This window comes from Anoxynatronum sibiricum, assembly GCF_039414295.1.
GTDB classification, from domain to species: Bacteria; Bacillota; Clostridia; order Peptostreptococcales; family Tindalliaceae; genus Anoxynatronum; species Anoxynatronum sibiricum.
Window position 1 is genome coordinate 132,982 of record NZ_JBCITM010000007.1, and the last position, 17,777, is coordinate 150,758.

14 protein-coding genes and 2 riboswitches are annotated in these 17,777 nt (G+C 49.5%); all 14 genes read right to left on the reverse strand.

Going from position 1 to position 17,777, the window contains the following annotated elements; all coding sequences use genetic code 11:
* Window position 1: 1 nt before the first annotated feature.
* A complete protein-coding gene (locus AAIG11_RS08765) occupies window positions 2-922 on the reverse strand; it encodes a thiamine pyrophosphate-dependent dehydrogenase E1 component subunit alpha (protein WP_343185919.1) in 921 nt (306 codons plus the stop codon).
* A gap of 374 nt (window positions 923-1,296) precedes the next feature.
* Window positions 1,297-3,177: a sigma-54 interaction domain-containing protein gene (locus AAIG11_RS08770; RefSeq protein ID WP_343185865.1), complete on the reverse strand. Its 1,881-nt coding sequence runs from the start codon at window positions 3,175-3,177 to the stop codon at window positions 1,297-1,299.
* Between the two features lie 222 nt (window positions 3,178-3,399).
* Window positions 3,400-3,939, reverse strand: coding sequence for a peroxiredoxin (locus AAIG11_RS08775; RefSeq protein WP_343185866.1), 540 nt, complete (start codon window positions 3,937-3,939; stop codon window positions 3,400-3,402).
* A gap of 185 nt (window positions 3,940-4,124) precedes the next feature.
* Window positions 4,125-5,534, reverse strand: coding sequence for a dihydrolipoyl dehydrogenase (gene lpdA, locus AAIG11_RS08780; RefSeq protein WP_343185867.1), 1,410 nt, complete (start codon window positions 5,532-5,534; stop codon window positions 4,125-4,127).
* A 44-nt stretch (window positions 5,535-5,578) separates the two neighbouring features.
* A complete protein-coding gene (locus tag AAIG11_RS08785; protein WP_343185868.1) occupies window positions 5,579-6,517 on the reverse strand; it encodes an AEC family transporter in 939 nt (312 codons plus the stop codon).
* A 296-nt stretch (window positions 6,518-6,813) separates the two neighbouring features.
* Window positions 6,814-8,283: an aminomethyl-transferring glycine dehydrogenase subunit GcvPB gene (gene gcvPB / locus AAIG11_RS08790; protein WP_343185869.1), complete on the reverse strand. Its 1,470-nt coding sequence runs from the start codon at window positions 8,281-8,283 to the stop codon at window positions 6,814-6,816.
* Window positions 8,280-9,626 (reverse strand): aminomethyl-transferring glycine dehydrogenase subunit GcvPA, encoded by a 1,347-nt coding sequence (gcvPA, locus tag AAIG11_RS08795; RefSeq protein WP_343185870.1) that lies wholly within the window; start codon window positions 9,624-9,626, stop codon window positions 8,280-8,282. The genes gcvPB and gcvPA overlap by 4 nt, the downstream gene beginning before the upstream one ends.
* Before the next feature lies 1 nt (window position 9,627).
* The gene (gcvH, locus tag AAIG11_RS08800; protein WP_283409601.1) at window positions 9,628-10,011 is read right to left on the reverse strand and encodes a glycine cleavage system protein GcvH; all 384 of its coding nucleotides are present in this window, start codon (window positions 10,009-10,011) and stop codon (window positions 9,628-9,630) included.
* Between the two features lie 91 nt (window positions 10,012-10,102).
* Window positions 10,103-11,215, reverse strand: coding sequence for a glycine cleavage system aminomethyltransferase GcvT (gene gcvT / locus AAIG11_RS08805; protein ID WP_343185871.1), 1,113 nt, complete (start codon window positions 11,213-11,215; stop codon window positions 10,103-10,105).
* A 137-nt stretch (window positions 11,216-11,352) separates the two neighbouring features.
* Window positions 11,353-11,454: riboswitch (glycine riboswitch) on the reverse strand.
* Between the two features lie 3 nt (window positions 11,455-11,457).
* A riboswitch (glycine riboswitch) is annotated at window positions 11,458-11,564 on the reverse strand.
* Between the two features lie 91 nt (window positions 11,565-11,655).
* Window positions 11,656-12,816 (reverse strand): double-cubane-cluster-containing anaerobic reductase, encoded by a 1,161-nt coding sequence (locus AAIG11_RS08810; protein WP_343185872.1) that lies wholly within the window; start codon window positions 12,814-12,816, stop codon window positions 11,656-11,658.
* A complete protein-coding gene (locus tag AAIG11_RS08815) occupies window positions 12,813-13,853 on the reverse strand; it encodes an ABC transporter permease subunit (protein WP_343185873.1) in 1,041 nt (346 codons plus the stop codon). The genes AAIG11_RS08810 and AAIG11_RS08815 overlap by 4 nt, the downstream gene beginning before the upstream one ends.
* Window positions 13,840-14,874, reverse strand: coding sequence for an ABC transporter permease subunit (locus AAIG11_RS08820; RefSeq protein WP_343185874.1), 1,035 nt, complete (start codon window positions 14,872-14,874; stop codon window positions 13,840-13,842). The genes AAIG11_RS08815 and AAIG11_RS08820 overlap by 14 nt, the downstream gene beginning before the upstream one ends.
* Window positions 14,864-16,462, reverse strand: a complete 1,599-nt coding sequence (locus tag AAIG11_RS08825) for a sugar ABC transporter ATP-binding protein (protein ID WP_343185875.1) — start codon at window positions 16,460-16,462, stop codon at window positions 14,864-14,866. The genes AAIG11_RS08820 and AAIG11_RS08825 overlap by 11 nt, the downstream gene beginning before the upstream one ends.
* A 93-nt stretch (window positions 16,463-16,555) precedes the next feature.
* Window positions 16,556-17,728: a DUF3798 domain-containing protein gene (locus AAIG11_RS08830; protein WP_343185876.1), complete on the reverse strand. Its 1,173-nt coding sequence runs from the start codon at window positions 17,726-17,728 to the stop codon at window positions 16,556-16,558.
* Window positions 17,729-17,777: the final 49 nt, after the last annotated feature.

Below are 17,777 nucleotides of genomic sequence, written 5' to 3' on the forward strand. Positions count from 1 at the left end.
GTTATACGTATAGATCCGTATAGAGTTCTGAAACATCGGGAAAAGGACTTTCCAGCGCAAAGGTGATGGCTTCCTGAATCTCCTGTTCCACTTCATCCCTGATGGCTTTCAGTTCTGCTTCTGTCAGCAGTTGGTCCTGCACTGCTTTTTCTTCGAATCGTGTGATGGGATCGTTTGCCTTGAATCGATTCATGGTGTCTTCCCGGCTGCGGTACACTTGGGGATCTCCCACAAAGTGACCGTCTATACGCAGGGTTTTGGCTTCCAGCAGGGTTGGTCCTTCACCCCGGCGTGCCCGTTCCACCGCTTCCTGGGCCGCTTCGTAAACGGCGAAAATATCGTTGCCGTCAACAGTACATCCCGGAATGCCATACGCAACGGCTCTCACAGCAATATCCTGCACAGATGTCTGTTCATGGAGGGCCGTGGTGGAAGCCCATTCATTGTTTTCACAAACGAAGATCACCGGCAGTTTCCATACTGCCGCCATGTTCATGGCTTCATGAAAGGTGCCTCTGTTGGAGGCGCCGTCGCCAAAGAACACCACCGAGATGTTATTTGTTCCTTTCAGGGTCTCAGCCAGTCCAGCCCCTACGGCCATGTTATAGCCCCCGCCGACGATGCCGTTGGCTCCCAGCATGCCCACACTGAAATCGGCAATGTGCATGGAGCCGCCTTTTCCTTTGCAATAGCCGGTTTTCTTGCCAAAAAGCTCTGCCATCATGCGATCCACCTGTGCACCTTTGGCAATGGTATGTCCATGGCCGCGATGCGTGCTCTGAATGTAGTCTTTTTTGGTAAGATTGGCACATACGCCGGTGGCAATGGCTTCTTCACCAATGTAGAGGTGGACAAAACCCGGGATTTCACCTTTTTGAGAGAATTCACTGATGGATTCCTCAAAGCGGCGAATCCGTACCATGGTGCGATAAAAGTGAACTAATAATTCCTTTGAATACAAATCCGACACCTCCTGAACAGTTTTTAAACTGGTTTGTCCTGACCATCTATACTGCAAAGGGCGTGCCAGTTTTTCCTGTCTGAGGATCTTTATCTGACGCACAGCTGTTTTCAAGGGTTGCACGAATTGTCTAATGGTGTTCCTGCTGAAGTGCATCTTTTCCGACTCAGACTTTATCCACTTAATTGTCATCCAAATTGAAAAACTGCTCAACAAATGAGCAGTTTTTTTACTTGATAATCCTGTGTTTCCTAATACCGCAAGCTTTTCAGCTTGATTTGCGCATTATTTGAGCAGTGCTCATTTTTTGAGCACACATTCCATGTTTCAACGCCTTAGTCCCCTGCATTTACTGTTGATACGGCATCATACTTCTGCATTTTGTTATAAAGTGTATTTCGACTGACATTCAGCAGCTTGGCAGTTCGGGATACATTCCCATTGGTATAGGCAAGTGCCTTGAGGATGGTTTCTTTTTCAACATCCTCAAGCGGCCTTAGATAGAAGTTTACGTCGGGTTTCACTTCCACCGAAGCATTTTCACGGGTAATGAAGGCCGGCAGATGGTCTGGCAGGATCTGTTCTCCATCACACAGGTTAACTGCCTGTTCCAACACATTTTCCAGCTCCCGCACATTTCCCGGCCAGTGATGCCCTTTGAGCATTTCGTACACCCGGGTGTCGATGCCCTCAATTTTCTTCTGTTCCCGGCCTGCAATTTTCTGTACAAAGAACTCCGCCAGCAGCCGTACATCGCACTCCCGCTCCCGCAGGGGTGGCAGCTGAATACTGAGTACATTTAAGCGGTAATAGATATCCCACCGGAACAACCCCTTGGTGCAATCGTTGTATAAGCTGCGGTTGGTTGCTGCAACGATGCGCACATCAACATCAAATACCGTATCGCCGCCCACCCTGACAATTTTCTTGTCCTGAAGCACCCGTAGCAGCTTCGCCTGAATATTGAGAGGCATATCGCCGATTTCATCCAGAAAAATGGTGCCTCCGTGAGCCAACTCAAACTTGCCGGGACGGCCGCCTTTCACGCCGCCGGTAAAGGCGCCGGCAGCATAACCAAAAAGTTCGCTTTCAATCAACTCTTTGGGGATTGCAGCACAGTTGATGGCCACAAATGGTCCTTCACTCCGCTGGCTTTCCCGGTGGATGGCATGAGCAAAGAGCTCCTTTCCAGTACCGCTTTCTCCCTGAATCAGAACACTGGAAAGACTTTGGGCGGCCACTTTTGATTTCTGAATGCACTCCCGCAATGCCTGGCTGTTTCCCAGGATATCGCCGAAACTGAAAGTGGCCTGGGCTCCCACCATGGAGTTGATCATTTTTTTAATCTGTTTAATCTCTTTGAAAATGTCAATGACACCCACCAGTTCACCCTGTTCATCCTTAATGGGCATGGCCGTCTTCAGGAGGTGCATTTTTTTCCCTTTCAGGTTTTCAAGCACATATTCCCGGTCGGTGTAGCCTTTTCCTGTTTCCAGCACGTCAAGAATGATGGGTTTAAAGGGCACCAGATCCCCCACATGTTTGCCAATGCAGGTATGCTGATCAAGAGCCAGCAGCTCAGCGCCTTTTCGGTTGATATACGTGAGTTTGCCGTGCTGATCGATGGTGAGGAAGCCATCGGACATGTTCTCCACAATGGCACTTTGGTATTTCAGCTGTTCTTTCAGTTTGATGGCTTTATCCATGTTCTTAATCTGATTTTCAATGCCTTTGGCAGATGCAATCACCATACCCAACGCATTGGGGTTTTCCTGACGGGTATTCTCCGTGAGGCAGAGCACCCCCTGGAGCATGCCATCGGCATCCACGATGGGTGCTGCATAGCAAGACCAGTTATGATGTGCCGGTGTTGGATGCTCTTCCCCACAGAGTTTTGACGGCATGCCGGTGCTGATGGCTTCAGAGATGGCTGTTTTCCCCACCCCTTCCTTCATCCAGCAGGTACCTTCCAAAAATCGCATTTCATCGTTGCAAAGCTTCATCAGCGTTTGTCCGCCGGCAACCTTCAGAATATTGGCTTTTTCATCCGTCAGGACAATCACAAAATTTTTTTCCGGCATAAACGAAAAGATATAGTCCATGAAAATCTGGGCATTTTGAATCAATTCTTTCTTATCATCCAGCAGGTGTTGAAAGGCTTTTTGATCGATTCTGATCTGGCTCAGTTGATCATCCGGTATGTGTTCATATGACATGAGTTCCCCTCCGTTACCTGTAGTGCAACGGCCCTTCGCTGCAACCGTTTTCAGCAGTGTCTCCCCCATTGGGCTGTCTTTCCTGATTTGTGTCCTATTCTACCACATTCCACCAAAAATGAAAGAAAAAAAGACCGACAGCGATCTGCCGGTCCATCAAAAAGGGAGTGACTGAAAATAACGATATGTTCGATGTAACGATATGATCGATATTGGGCGAAACTACAGCATTTCATCTCCCGGGTTCCAGTTTACGGGGCACAACCCGCCGGTTTTAAGAGCCTGGAGCACCCGAAGGGTCTCCTCAACGCTGCGACCAACGTTCAGGTCATGGACCACACTGTAGCGGACCACACCTTCAGGGTCGATTATGAAAAGACCGCGAAGGGCAATGCCGTCTTCTTCCACCAGCACGCCATAATCCTTCGCCACTTTCTGTGTCATATCAGAGGCCAGGGGAAACTGAAGCTTTCCAAGACCGCCCTTATCATGCGCCTGATGAATCCACGCCTTATGGGAATGTTCACTGTCAGTACTGACACCCAGCACTTCGGCGTTGGCCTTGGCGAAGTCTTCAATTCGTCCGTTGATTCCGGTGATTTCAGTGGGGCAAACAAATGTAAAATCAAGGGGATAGAAGAACATGACCAACCATTTGCCCTTGTAATCATCCAAGGATACCTTCCCAAACCGTTCCCCTTCACCATCCACGTATTTCATTTCAAAGTAAGGGGCTTTGTTGCCAACAAGACGCTCTGCCATTTTTTCAACCTCCTGATGTGTTTGAATGTGTTTATCTTTTTAATTTATATCCTGTCACAGACTATTTAAACATAAATGGTAATTATTTTCAATGCATATTTGTAATTATTTTAATTTCCGACCAAAATATTACCGGCTCCCTTTTGGAGAGCCGGTTCACTGAGGATGCTGCCTGATGTAATTTGTTACTTTTTAGGTTTGCGGGGAGGCGCATTGTGAATGGCTTCACCCTTGGTGGCCAGCACCGCCTCCAGCACACTTTCTGCCAGGGTTGGATGCGCATGAATGGTGTTGGCCACATCTTCCAGGGTCATGTCATGGGCCAAAGCCAAGGCCAGTTCATGAATCAGATCAGAAGCATGGGGTCCCATGATATGGGCTCCCAGCAGCCGATGGTCATCTTCTCGGGCCAGTATTTTGACAAATCCATCAGTCTCACCCATGGCCAGGGCTTTTCCATTAGCACCAAAGAGGAACTTGCCTGAAATATAGGGGATGCCCGCTTCTTTCAGTTCTTCTTCTGTTTTTCCCACACCTGCCAGCTGGGGATCCATGAAAACACAGTCCGGTACTACGTCAAGCCGAATTTCCGGTGTGTGTCCCATGATTCTTTCCACCGCTGCAATTCCCTGATGAGAGGCCACATGGGCCAGCATCATGCCGCCCAAAGCATCTCCTATGGCGTAAATACCGGGCACATTGGTTTCAAAGTTATCGTTCACCTGGATGCCTTTGGCATTATGGGCCACTCCTGCCGCCTCAAGTCCCAGACGACCCAGCATGGGCTCCCGGCCGGGGGCCATCAACAGCACATCAGTGGTGACGGTATCGGTTTCGCCGGTTTTCTTGTTTCGTACCTCCACTGTCAGCACATCATTTTCCCGGGCAACACCAGTGACACGGCAATCCTGCAACAGATTCAGCCCCTGTTTTTTCAGATAGGGCTGAACCCGTTTTACCATTTCGCCATCCATGCGCTTCAACAGCGTGGAAGAGATTACCGTTACTTCAGATCCCATGGCCTGGAAAATAGCTGCCAGCTCAATGCCAATGACGCCACTGCCGGCCACTGCCAATCGCTTGGGTACGTGATCGATGTTCAGCAAGTCATCACTGGTGATAACTCCCGGCAGATCGGCCCCTTCCACCGGCAGGACAGATGGTTTGGAACCGGCTGCCAGCAGTATGTGCGCCGCTTCCAGAATCTGGGTGGTGCCGTCTTCCATGGCGACCGCAATTGTTTTATCTGCCTGAAGGGTTGCCCAGCCTTTGATGATTTCCACTTTGTAGGCTTTCAGCAACCGTTCAATCCCTGACACCAGTTGGGTGACCACCGACTGCTTTCGTTCCTGAATGGTATTGAAATCGATGGTAAACCCTTCCAGCTGAATGCCGAAGTGGCCCATTTCCTTTAGTTCATTAATTTTTTTGGCATTGGTATACAGTGCCTTGGTGGAGATGCACCCCCGGTTCAGGCAGGTACCGCCAATGTCTCTTCCTTCGATAAGTGTTACCTGAGCACCCAGCTGTGCTGCACGAATGGCCGCCACATACCCACCGGGACCTGCTCCGATAATCACCAACTCTTTCTTCATTCAAACTGCCTCCCTTTAAGTGATAAACGCCGCTTTGTTTTTTCTTACACCCCACCCAGCAGCACCAGGTACAGGGGAATCACCACCAGACTGGCGATGGTGGTTGCCGAGGCGCCCAGAGCCGCAAACTGATCGTCTGCCCCGTAAGCCCGGGAAACGATCACCGCCTGGGTCATCACCGGCATGGCTGACTGAATCACAAAGACATTCCGCATAATGGCGGGCACCGGTATCAATTGCAACAACAGATAAATCATCAGTGGTGAAATCAGATACCGCCCCATCAGTACCAGCACCAGTGCCTTGTTCAGCCGCATTTGGCTGAGAGGCAGTGACACCAGTACAATTCCCACAAAAAACAGGGAGAGGGGGGTGGTGATCCGACCCACGGTGGTGGCCGTATCTAAAATAACCCGGGGCAGCGGAATGTTCAGTAAAATCAGCAGCGCAGCGAACAAAAACGCCACAAAGGGAGGTGTAAATACCTTTCGCAACGCCTGCAGTGAGAATCCGCCTTCTTCCCGGGCATCACGCCGGATGCCGTAAACTCCCACAGTCCAGAACATGATGGTATTGGCCACAAAGTAAATCAGTACATAGGGAATGCTCACGTCTCCAAAGAGAGCCACATTCACCGGCAATCCCACAAAAATGGTGTTGGACATGGCAAACATGCAGGAGAAAACACCCTGCTGATTTTGAGGAATCCGAAAAAGCCTTGCTGTGACCATGGCACACCCGTAAGATAAGAGCATACCTGCCAGGGGAATCAGGAAACCCATTCCCATGACCAGGAGCTGTTCCCGGTCGAAAAAATTCATCATGTTGGCCACCATCATCGCCGGCAGGGTGATGTTCATCACCAGCCGGGAAAACATGGCGGAGGTATGCTCATCAAACCATTCTTTTTTAGTGAGCACATACCCGATGGCAATCATGATCATGATACTGAGGACACTTTGGATCGCATTGAGAAAAATCATGGTGGTCGCTCCTTCATCCGGTTTAATCTTCATTAGGCTATTCATTATTATGCATGATTATAACCGACCCAAAGCGCCCCGTCAAAACTTTTTGCTGCCATGAGGCTGCGTCTTCGCAAACCGTCGGCAGTAAAAAGAATGCCGGAGATTCTCCGGCAATCCCAGACTTCAACCAAAAAAGACAGAGACAAGTCGAAACTCTTTGCCCTCACCTGTAGAGTGCCGGAGGTTCTCCGGCACTCTTTTCGTTTACTCATACTGTGTCACGCCATCTTTTTTTCGGTGGTATTGTGGTGCTACTGAGAGGCTCCCGGCATGGCGCATTTCAGCACCGGCTGTCGGGCCGCCTTCACTTCATCCAGTCGGCGTACCGGGGTTACATGAGGTGCTGCTTTCAGCAGTTCCGGATTTTCGTCGGCTTCTTTGGAAATGGCTGCCATGGCTTCAATAAAAGCATCCAGCGTCTCCAGACTTTCTGTCTCTGTGGGCTCGATCATGAGGGCTTCCGGCACAATCAGAGGGAAATAGACCGTGGGCGGGTGGAATCCGTAATCCAGCAGGCGCTTGGCCACATCCATGGTATTGACTTCCAGCTCTTTCTTGCCCAGTCCTGCCAGTACAAATTCATGCTTGCACACCCGGTCGATGGGGAGACGGTAGTAGTTCTTCAGGTGATGCATCAGGTAGTTGGCGTTCAGTACCGCCATCTGACTCACTCTTTTAAGCCCTTCCGCTCCCATGGTTTTCATGTAGGTGTAGGCCCGCACATTGATGCCGAAGTTGCCATAGAAGGCACGAATACGGCCGATGCTTTGGGGCCGGTCTTCATCCAGATAGTAGGTATCGCCTTTTTTCTCAATCATTGGTGCCGGCAGGAAGGGTACCAGGTGTTTCTTCACACCCACGGGACCGCTGCCGGGACCGCCGCCGCCGTGGGGGGTGGTCATGGTTTTATGAAGGTTCAGATGCACCACATCGAATCCCATGTCTCCGGGACGGGAAATTCCCAGAATGGCATTGGCATTGGCACCGTCATAGTACAGCAGGCCTCCGGCTTCGTGAACCAGACGGGCCACTTCCTGAATGTTTTCTTCATAAAGTCCCAGGGTACTGGGATTGGTCAGCATCAAGCCTGCCACTTCGTCACTCAGGGCAGCCTTCAGGCTTTCAAGGTCCACGTTGCCGTCTTTGTCAGACTTGATTTCCACCACATCGAAACCCACCACCTGAGCGCTGGAAGGGTTGGTGCCATGGGCCGAATCCGGCACAATGATTTTGGTTCGTTTGTGGTCATCACGGCTTTCATGGTAAGCCTTCATGATCATCAGACCGGTCATTTCGCCGTGGGCGCCGGCTGCCGGTTGAAGGGTCACCCGCTCCATCCCGGTGATTTCCGCCAGCATTTCATCCAGCTCATACATCAGCTGAAGGGCTCCCTGAACCGTTTCTTCCGGCTGATAAGGGTGTAAATTGGCAAAACCGGGGAGTGCCGCCATATCTTCATTGATTTTTGGATTATATTTCATGGTGCAGGAACCCAGAGGGTAAAAACCCTTGTCAATGGCGAAGTTCTTCTGGGAGAGGTTGACAAAATGGCGAATTACATCCACTTCGCTCACCTCTGGCAGCGCGGGTTCATCCTGCCGCAGCATGCCGGCGGGAATTCCCTGCTCCACCTCCATGTCCTTCAGTTCATCCGGCGGTAATCGATAACCGGTTCTGCCAGGCTTCGTAATGTCGCACAGTAATTTAGTGTATTCTTTCATGCTTTTGCCACCTCCAGACCTTTCACCAGCCGCTGAATGTCATCCAGGGTGCGTTTTTCCGTCACGCAGAAGAGCAGGCTGTTGGGTTGATCCTGGTAATGTTTCCCCAGTTCATAGCCACCCAGAATCCCCTCTTTCAAAAGGGCTTCATTGACAGCCGCCGGCGATGTGGGCACCTGCACTGCAAATTCCTTGAAGAAGGGCTTGTCGAAAGCCCGCTTGTAACCTTCCACCTTCTCGATTTCCGCCAGGGCGTGATGGGCTTTTTTGTAAGACTGGCGCGCCACTTCCTGGATGCCTTTCTTACCCAGCACCGACATATACACCAACGCTGCCAGGGCGTTCAGCGCCTGGTTGGAGCAGATGTTGGAGGTGGCTTTTTCTCGGCGGATATGCTGTTCCCGGGTCTGCAGGGTTAACACATAGCCAGTTTTGCCTTCAATATCGGTGGTTTGACCGGCAATACGGCCGGGCATCTTGCGCATCAGTTTGGTGGTGGCCGCCATGAATCCCAGATAGGGGCCGCCGTAGCTCATGGGGTTTCCCATGGCATGGCCTTCACCCACCACAATGTCGGCGCCCAAATCTCCTGGCGCTTTCAAAATGCCCAGGGAAATGGGATCCACATTCATAATGAGCAGGCCCTTGACTTCGTGAATCATTTTTTCGACTTCTTCCACCTCTTCAATAATGCCGAAGAAGTTGGGATTCTGTAAAATGACACCGGCTGTTTCTTTGGTGATCATCGCCTTCATTTTTTCCAGATCGGTGACACCTGCTGAGGCCGGTACTGTTTCCACCTTCAACCCGTTGAAATGGGCGTAAGTGTTCAGCACCTGGCGAGTTTCCGGATGCACGGTTTCTGAAATAAGAATGGCCTTGCGCCGGGTGGCATCCGCCGCCATGCTGGCTGCCTCTGCCGTGGCTGTGGAGCCGTCGTACATGGAGGCATTGGAAAGATCCATCCCAGTGAGGTTGGCAATCATGGTCTGAAATTCAAAAATGGCCTGCAGGGTCCCCTGGCTGATTTCTGCCTGATAGGGGGTGTAAGCGGTGTAGAATTCTGATCGGCCGGTGATGTGTTTCACCACCGTGGGAATGTAATGGTCATAGGCACCGGCTCCCAGAAAACTCAGGAGCTCGCCGGTGGGTTTGTTTTTTCCCGCCAGACCGTTCATCAGCCGCTGCACTTCAAGCTCTGACTTTGGTGCCTCCAGGTTCAGTTCCCGGCCAAGGCGCACTTCTTTGGGGATGTCGGCAAACAGCTCTTCCAACTCTTTCATCCCCAGCGTATCCAACATGTATTTCACATCTTCTTCGGTGTGGGGAATATATGGAAACATATTATGCCTCCTCTTCACAGAAACGCTCGTAGTCAGCAGGTGTCATCAGTTCATCCAGCTGGCTTTTGTTGGTGATCTTAAATTTCAGGAACCAGTTTTCCAGCGGCGACTGATTGATCTGACCCGGGTCATCTTCCAGCTCAGTGTTGATTTCGGTCACAACGCCGTCCAAAGGCATGTACATGTCTGCAGCAGCCTTTACAGATTCCACCACTCCGAAGGAATCACCAGCACTGTATTCTTCATCCACTTCCGGCAGTTCCACAAACACAATATCTCCCAGTGCTTTTGATGCGAACTCCGTCAGTCCCACATAGGCTTCCTCTCCCTGTACATCCACCCACTCGTGCTCATTGGTAAACAGCAGGTCTTTCATAACTCTCATGTTCAGTCCTCCTCATTTTCATGTTTTTGGGGTTTCCTTTGGTATTGCTTGATGTTGATTGATGTTGATGCTTATTGATAGAACCTGGGAGTTATCCCCGGGCCTTGGTTCTCTTTCGATAAAGGGGCAGTTTCACGATTTTTGCCTTCACCTGTTTGTTTCGAATCTGAACTTCCAGCGTTTCGGCACCTGTCACTTTTTGCCTGTCCACCAGGGCCTGCCCCACGTTTTTATTCAATGTGGGAGACAAATAACCCGTGGTGACAAAGCCGATTTTTTCACCATTAAGCAGCACTTCATAATCACTGCGGGCAATGCCCCTTTCAATGAGTTCGAAGCCCACCAGCTTCCGGGGCGGCCCTTGCTCTTTCTGTTGAGCCAGCACTTCCCGGCCGATGAAATCCTCTTTTTTCAGGGAGACAAAGTATCCCAGTCCCGCTTCAAGCGGAGTGATGCTGTCGGAGATCTCATGCCCGTACAGGGGTAAACCGGCTTCAAAGCGCAGGGTGTCACGGCACCCCAAACCAGCCGGTTTGACTCCTTTGGATGCACCGGCTTCCATAATAGCCACCCAGACTTTCTCCAGTTCGTTCCAAGAGGTGTATACCTCAAAACCATCCTCACCGGTGTATCCGGTGCGGGAAACCAAACACTGCACTCCGGCAATGGCAACGTTGTCTTTGAAATTGAAGAAACCAATTTCAGACAGATTGGTGTCTGTCAGAGACTGCAGGATTTCTTCTGCCAGAGGTCCCTGCAGGGCCAGCTCTCCTGTCTCGGAAGACTGGTTGGTGAGACTCACCTGGTATCCGGCGGCCTGCTCCTGCATCCAGACCACGTCTTTATCCACATTGCCGGCGTTAATCACCAAGAGGTACCGGTCAGACTCATATCGGTAAACCAGCAGATCATCCACCACGGTTCCGTTAGGGTAACACATCATGGTGTAGAGAATCTCGCCGTTGACCATGGCTGAAAAATCATTGGTCAGCAGCTTTTGTAAATATGCCAGCGCCTCCGGTCCCTCCACCAGCACCTCGCCCATGTGTGACACATCAAACATCCCGGCCTGCTCGCGGACGGCATTGTGCTCCGCAACGAGCCCCTCATACTGCACCGGCATTTCCCAGCCGGCATAGACCACCATTTTACCGCCATTGGCTGCGTGCCAGTCCGTCAATGGTGTTTTTCTTGATTCTTCCATAACGCGCCTCCTCTCTATTCCCTACCATACCCCGCAAATCACTGCCTCATTCATGTGAATCATTAAACAGAAAACCCGCAAACCGGCACGAAAAAAGGACACACAAACCCATCACTTGGTGATGGTGTCAGTATGTCCTCTGTTATCAGGCCTGAGAGTTTCTGAGAAAACGGTGCTCGGCATCATCCGACGCAGTTTTCACCTTGCCCCTTCGGCGTTCCCTGAGGAACTTTCCAGAGTCCCGTCCAGCCACGATCCTGTTGCCTGAAAGATTCTATACCAGGGGTCCAGTCCGGTATATTGCTTCTTCGGCTCTCCTTATACTTCGGAGATCTCCCGTGACCTTCATTCGGTTATTAAAATGCTTTCTTATTTCATTTTAATTGAGTTTGTCGAAAGATGCAACAATTGTTATTATAATGACAATGATTTGGATGAACTCATCTTTTTTCTCTTTCTGATTGAAGCATCTCAACAAAAGCTTCAATTCTCAGCCTTAATTGACCAATATCATTTTCTGAGTAATCTGTTTCTATGTGAAGGTATTTCATATCACAGTCCTTAGTGATAAATCGCTTCACTTGTTCTGCCTCCACATTATAAGTATGGCATGCATGCCAAGTCAGTTCCACCACCCCTTCTACTCGATAACTGTGAATCAACTCTTTTAGCAGCTGAAACCTTCCGGGATTGGGTGTCATACATGGACAGGCAATGTTTACATAATATTCGGCCAAAGCAGCAAGAGGCTCCTGATTTTCATTCACCCTTCGACTGACAGTTTTCAGACCACCACATGTTTCCATGGCCACAATCACCGCACCACTGTCTTCCAACAAATGCATCACCTTTTTATTGGTGGAAGGACATCCTGTCAAAAGTAAGCGTGGCCTATCTGCCATTTCCTGCATGAAGGCAGGTTCCCCTTTCCGTTGTTGAAGCAAGGTAATCGCCTCTTTCATTTCCTGAATACGCCTGTCGATATGACAGTCAAATCCACCCCCGCCGGTAATCACATCTGCTTCTCTTCCAAAGACAAATGGTATGTCCCCTCGATTCAGTTCATAGACTTGTTGGACCGTCTGACGATGCTCGTTGAATAGCTTGATTTGTTCTCTTAAAGCTTCTTCGGTAATTATATTGCCTGTTTCCCGTTCTAAGATTTCAATCATCCGATGAATTTCATCCATCCATTGCTTCACGCTGGAAGCCTGTTCATAGGTTTGTGGCAAGTAAAGCACATGTACAGGCTTGACCCCCTTTAACAGCTCAAACATTTTCTTTTTTCCATCACAGGTAGCATCGGCAAACAGAAAATCACTGTAATGAAAATAGGGGCAGGTATCATCCAAGGCATGTCCATAGCTTGCTTTGATCAAGGGACACAGATTTCTTGGTAGGTGTTTTTCTGCCGTTGGAATAGGCTTTTCCGTTCCTGCACATAAGGATACCGGGATGGCTTTGGCTGCAGCAATGACCTCTTCCGGCGTAAAAGCACAGTAGATCCCCACCACTTTAGCGCCCGCTTCTATCAGATTTCTTCCTTCTTGAAATACATTGGCTTCGATGGTTTCCTGATAATGCTCGCCAAACTGCTTCATACTAATTCTCCTTCCTGTTGCTTCAGGCTCATCATTAATGCAAAAACGATGGTCCCGTAAGCTATAAAGCTTCGAAAGTACTCACCCAGGGCTGCATTGGCAAACAGGTTCTGTCCTGCCATGGGAGAAACAATGAACAGTGTGTGGAACAGAATTAGTCCTTGAAATGCCTGGGTAATAGTGGCCCGCTTCAATGTGGCCCCGCCCGCCATTAACGCCGCTGCAGCAAAGATGTTCACATTGAGATGCCCTGTGTACACATTCACCACTCCCATATTCTGAATAAACAGCAGATGGCCTAAAGAAGCCATCATGGTAGAGAGTACAATGGCTTTCTTTCGGGTTTCGTCAATATCTATCCCCAGCTTCTCTGCAATGTCAAGGCTCTCTCCCACCACTCTAAAACGGTAACCCAGCGGTGTCCTTCTCACATAAGCGATGAATACTGCGACCACTCCAATGATGATAAAGGGTACCATGGAATAGGATCCTCGCACTGTATGGAGCGTCAGCACACTGTCAAACAAATTCTTGTACATGACGGTGTCCAACATGTTTCTTAACCCAACACCTTTCGACAGCACCAGTTGAGAGTTTCTTACCGGAATAACCGTTCCATACCCCACCATAAAAACAAGATGATACAGATTGGTGGCCAGAAAACTCATGACAATCCCACAAATCATTTCCTTGCCTTTTGCCCGATTATACACCCATGCAATCATACATCCACTGAAGTAAGAAAGAATGAGACCAACCGTCAGTGCAAACAACAGCCCTGCCAGACCGGGAACCTGAAAATCCAGGGCCAGAATCAACCCGACCTGTGCGCTGATGGCACCAATGGAAATGGCAAAGTTGATTCCCATACCCGCCATAATAGGAATGAGCAACGCAAGCACCATCACCCCGTTTCTCACGATTCTGGCATACACTTCACCGCCCATATAAGCAAGGCTCAGGCCTGCAGCCTGGATACCTGCGATGGATAGAATGAGGAACACCAACGGAACAATGAACTGTCTACCTTTTTTCATAGAGACCTCCTCTTCCTTCCTGCAGGAACGCATAGAGTATGATGCCGTTGGTGACCATCATACGGATCATTTCCGACATTTCCGGGACCAAGAAGGCGTTTGCCACCGGAACCGATAGTAAGTAAGTGGTCTGATATAAATAGGCTCCCACCAATGCCTGGCTGACTGTGGCTTTACTTCTCCCCGCTCCACCGATGAGAAGCGCAGATACCGCAGGGAAAGCCATCATCTGGGCCCCATCATAGAGTTGTACAAACCCATAGCTCTGAGCATAGACACAAATCCCCATGGCTGCCACCACTGCCGACAAAATGATTCCCAAGGTTCTATGGTGATGAATGTTCAATCCTGACAAAACCGCATAGCGTTCATTTTGGCGAACGACTTCCATTTCATAGCCAGTCTGGGTCTTCATGAAAAAATGAAGGAGTCCGGCAATCAGCAGCACAAAGCCCATAAGAGCAACGGGCACCTGTATGGATCCAATGTTCATGACCAGTGTGTCATCCAGTATTCTTCCAAAATAATGCTCCAGGGAGATACGGGGTCTTAATCCTTGTCCTCCTACAGGATAAAGCATTTGACGGTTGGTGAAAGGGGCCATTGTCCAGAAGAGGTTCATCAGGGGAATAAAGGCAAACCCGATGAAGGTGCCCATGATTTCCTCTCGCCCCTTTAACCGGTTTAACAGCATGGCATACAGGTATCCAAAGGGGACGGCAATGATCATCCCGCACAGCAGGGAAACGCCAAAGCCAGTCCATCCTGCCAAGCGCCATTCAATGGCCAGGCACATCCCCAGCAGCCCAGCTGAGATACCAATTCCCATGCCAAAATTCACACCTGCGCCCACATGGATCATGGGGATGAGAGATAAGACCAGCACCCCATTCATTGCCCATTTTACAATAGAATCGTTGATCAAAGCCGCAAATGGGACTTGCAAAAAGACCATGCATGCCACAAGAAACAACAAGTACCCAAGAATCATCACTTGGGGTAGCTTCAGATTAATTTTCATCGTCCGTGCTCCTTCGTCTTCCGGCAAAAACCCTGCTAAACTCCGTTTCTGGCTGTTCCGGGGTTAACACATCCACCACGCATCCCTCATACATAATGGCAATGCGATCACAAATCCTTCTCAGTTCTGAGAGCTCTCCTGAGGACACCACAATGGTGAGTCCCCTATCTTCCCGCATTGTAAGGAGCATTTCCAGTATCCGTTCTTTGGAATAGATATCGATGCCCCGAGTCGGTTCACCAATGAACAATACCTTTGGATGGGTGGTTATGGCTCGGGCAATGCATACTTTCTGTTGATTACCGCCGCTTAACTGGCCCACTGGCTGTTGGTAGCTAAGACACTTAATCTGGAACTGCTGAATTATCTGATCCGCATACACCTGGATGGCATCCTGCCTTAAAGGGGATAAGCCCTTCAATGATGGGTATTTCAAGAAGCGTTGCTGATGGCCGCCTTTGCCAATGACAATGTTTTTCCATATGGGGCTGTCCCCCAAGATGCCCAGCTCTTTACGCTCATCCGGCAATAGATACATCCCTTGTTGAACCAGTTCCTCAACATTCCCCATTTTCATTGTTTTCCCTTGATAAGTCACCGTTCCTTCCACAGGGAGCAGGCCGAAGAGGCCGTAGCCAAACATCTCCTGGCCTTGTCCAGCCATCCCTGTAATGCCCAGGATTTCCCCCTCATACAGTTCCAAAGCCGTGGGCCTACCAGCCCAAGCACCTGTAGTCCTTCCATACTGTTCAAATGACAGAAGCGGCTTCGATCCTTTCTTGATTGTCCGCCTCTTTCCATTAGATGCCTGCAGCACTGTTCTTCCAATCATGTTCTGGGCAATGGCTGTCACATCAAAGTCAGGTGGGTGATCGTACTGTGCAGCAATGACTCCGTCCCGCAAGACAGTAATGCGGTGACACAGAGCGGCAACCTCTTCCAGACGATGTGAGATGAACACCACCGCCGTCCCCCGCTCTGCAATCAATCGAATAGCATTCATCATCCATTTTGCCTCAGTGGGACCAAGGGGTGCCGTTGGCTCGTCCAAGAGCAGCACTTTTAGATCATTTTTATCCATTTCTCGGGCGATCTCCACCATTTGCTTCATGGAGATGGATAAACGACCCACCAACGTGGCAGGGTCCAAGGTGATTCCCATATCACGAAAGATTTTTCTTGCATCTTCTCTGTTTTGCTGGCAATGGACATACCCCAGTTGCTTTCCCGCCACTTTTTTTGTCCAGGACACCAGATGCTCCCGATTTAGCTTAATATTCTCTGCCGCTTCCAGCTCCCTCACCAATGCCAATTCCTGATGAACCATCCCTACACCAGCTTTGTTGGCATCTTTTGTGCTGTTAAACTTAACTTCATTGCCTTCCATGATGAGGCAGCCTTCATACCCGCCTGTTTCACGAATCACGCGGCTTCCGTAGAGTATATTCATTAAAGTGCTTTTTCCAGAACCATTTGCCCCTACGATTCCATGTATTTCTCCAGCCCTCAGGGTGAAACTGACGTCTTTCAATGCAATGCTCTCCTGAAATATTTTCGTCAGTTTTCTTCCTTCCAGTACAACTGCCAAGGCTGTTCCTCCTTACCCAATGGTTTCTTGCCCTTCATTTTTGAAAAAGAGCTTGGGCATCAAACTCCCAAGCTCTTTCAATTTTGCCCTGACTTAATAGAAAATAGACTCCATGATCATCAGGTAGAAGTTATCTGCATCCCCATTCATGGGCTCAAAATCTGTATTCACTCCAAAGGTACGATAGGAAAAATCATCCAAGAACTTTTTGTTCATCACGTCAGTCTTAATGTCCAGATCCTTGTCAATAATTTCCTTTGCAAGCTCAACGGCGTACTCTGGAAGGAAAATGGTGACGGGCATGGGCCAACCAGAGAGTCTGCCTGTCATATCGGCTGCAGCGGCTTTTTCACTGATCATGGCGTTGATTTTGTCATAATTGGCAATATCTTCCGGTGCAATTTCCAGGCTCATCACTGCTGGGTAGGCCTGCGTGGGTGTGGGACAGCACTGTTCTGCCACCATGAACTTCAACTTAAGGGCTTCATCAAGGATCACATCATACATGGGACAGTTTGTTCCAAAAATGTTGATGTCAGGCCCATACTTTTCTACCTGTCTTGGCAAATCTTCCCGTAAAAACTGGAGCATCGGGGCTACGCCGTCTCCAGCCTGAGGATCTGGTGTTACCACTTCTACAAACTCCAGGCCCAGTCGCTCACATGTTTCCTGCATCATGTCTTTCCGTCTAGAGATCATTTCACGGCCAAGGTGTGTGGGGAAAGAATAATGAATAAAGGTTTCCGCTCCCATTTGATGGGCCTTTTCTGCAATGGTGACGCCTCGTCTACCCCAGTCTGTGTCCAGATTAATGTCAATGTACTGGGCCATCATTTCCGGATCATCCCAAATGGGCGCTGTCACTGTAATAATGTCTGGCCGTTGCTCCTTTACTTGCTGAAGACCGGTAATCAGACCGGAGTATCCTGCAGCAATAACAATCGCTTTCATTTCCGGATCATCTGCCAGGCTGACAATTTGGCTGACTCCTGTTTCCACTTCTGTGGTAAAATTATCCGGCAAGCTGATATGCTTCACGATGTCCGGGTACTTTTCAACCATGTTTTGACCTGCCCGAAACTCATCTTCGCTGGCAGAAAGAGTGGGAGTCACAATGGCAATTTTATATGCCCCCGTCTCTACTGAAGCCGTCTCTTGCGACTTGGATTCCTGTTCGCCAGATGGCGCCTGTGATGTTTGGGTGCTCCCACAAGCTGTCACCAACAATAAAACCACTGCTAATAAAAATGCAATTTTTTTGTTCATCGTCTCCGCTCCAATCTTTGTATTGTGTCTTCTTTATTTTCTTGCCTGT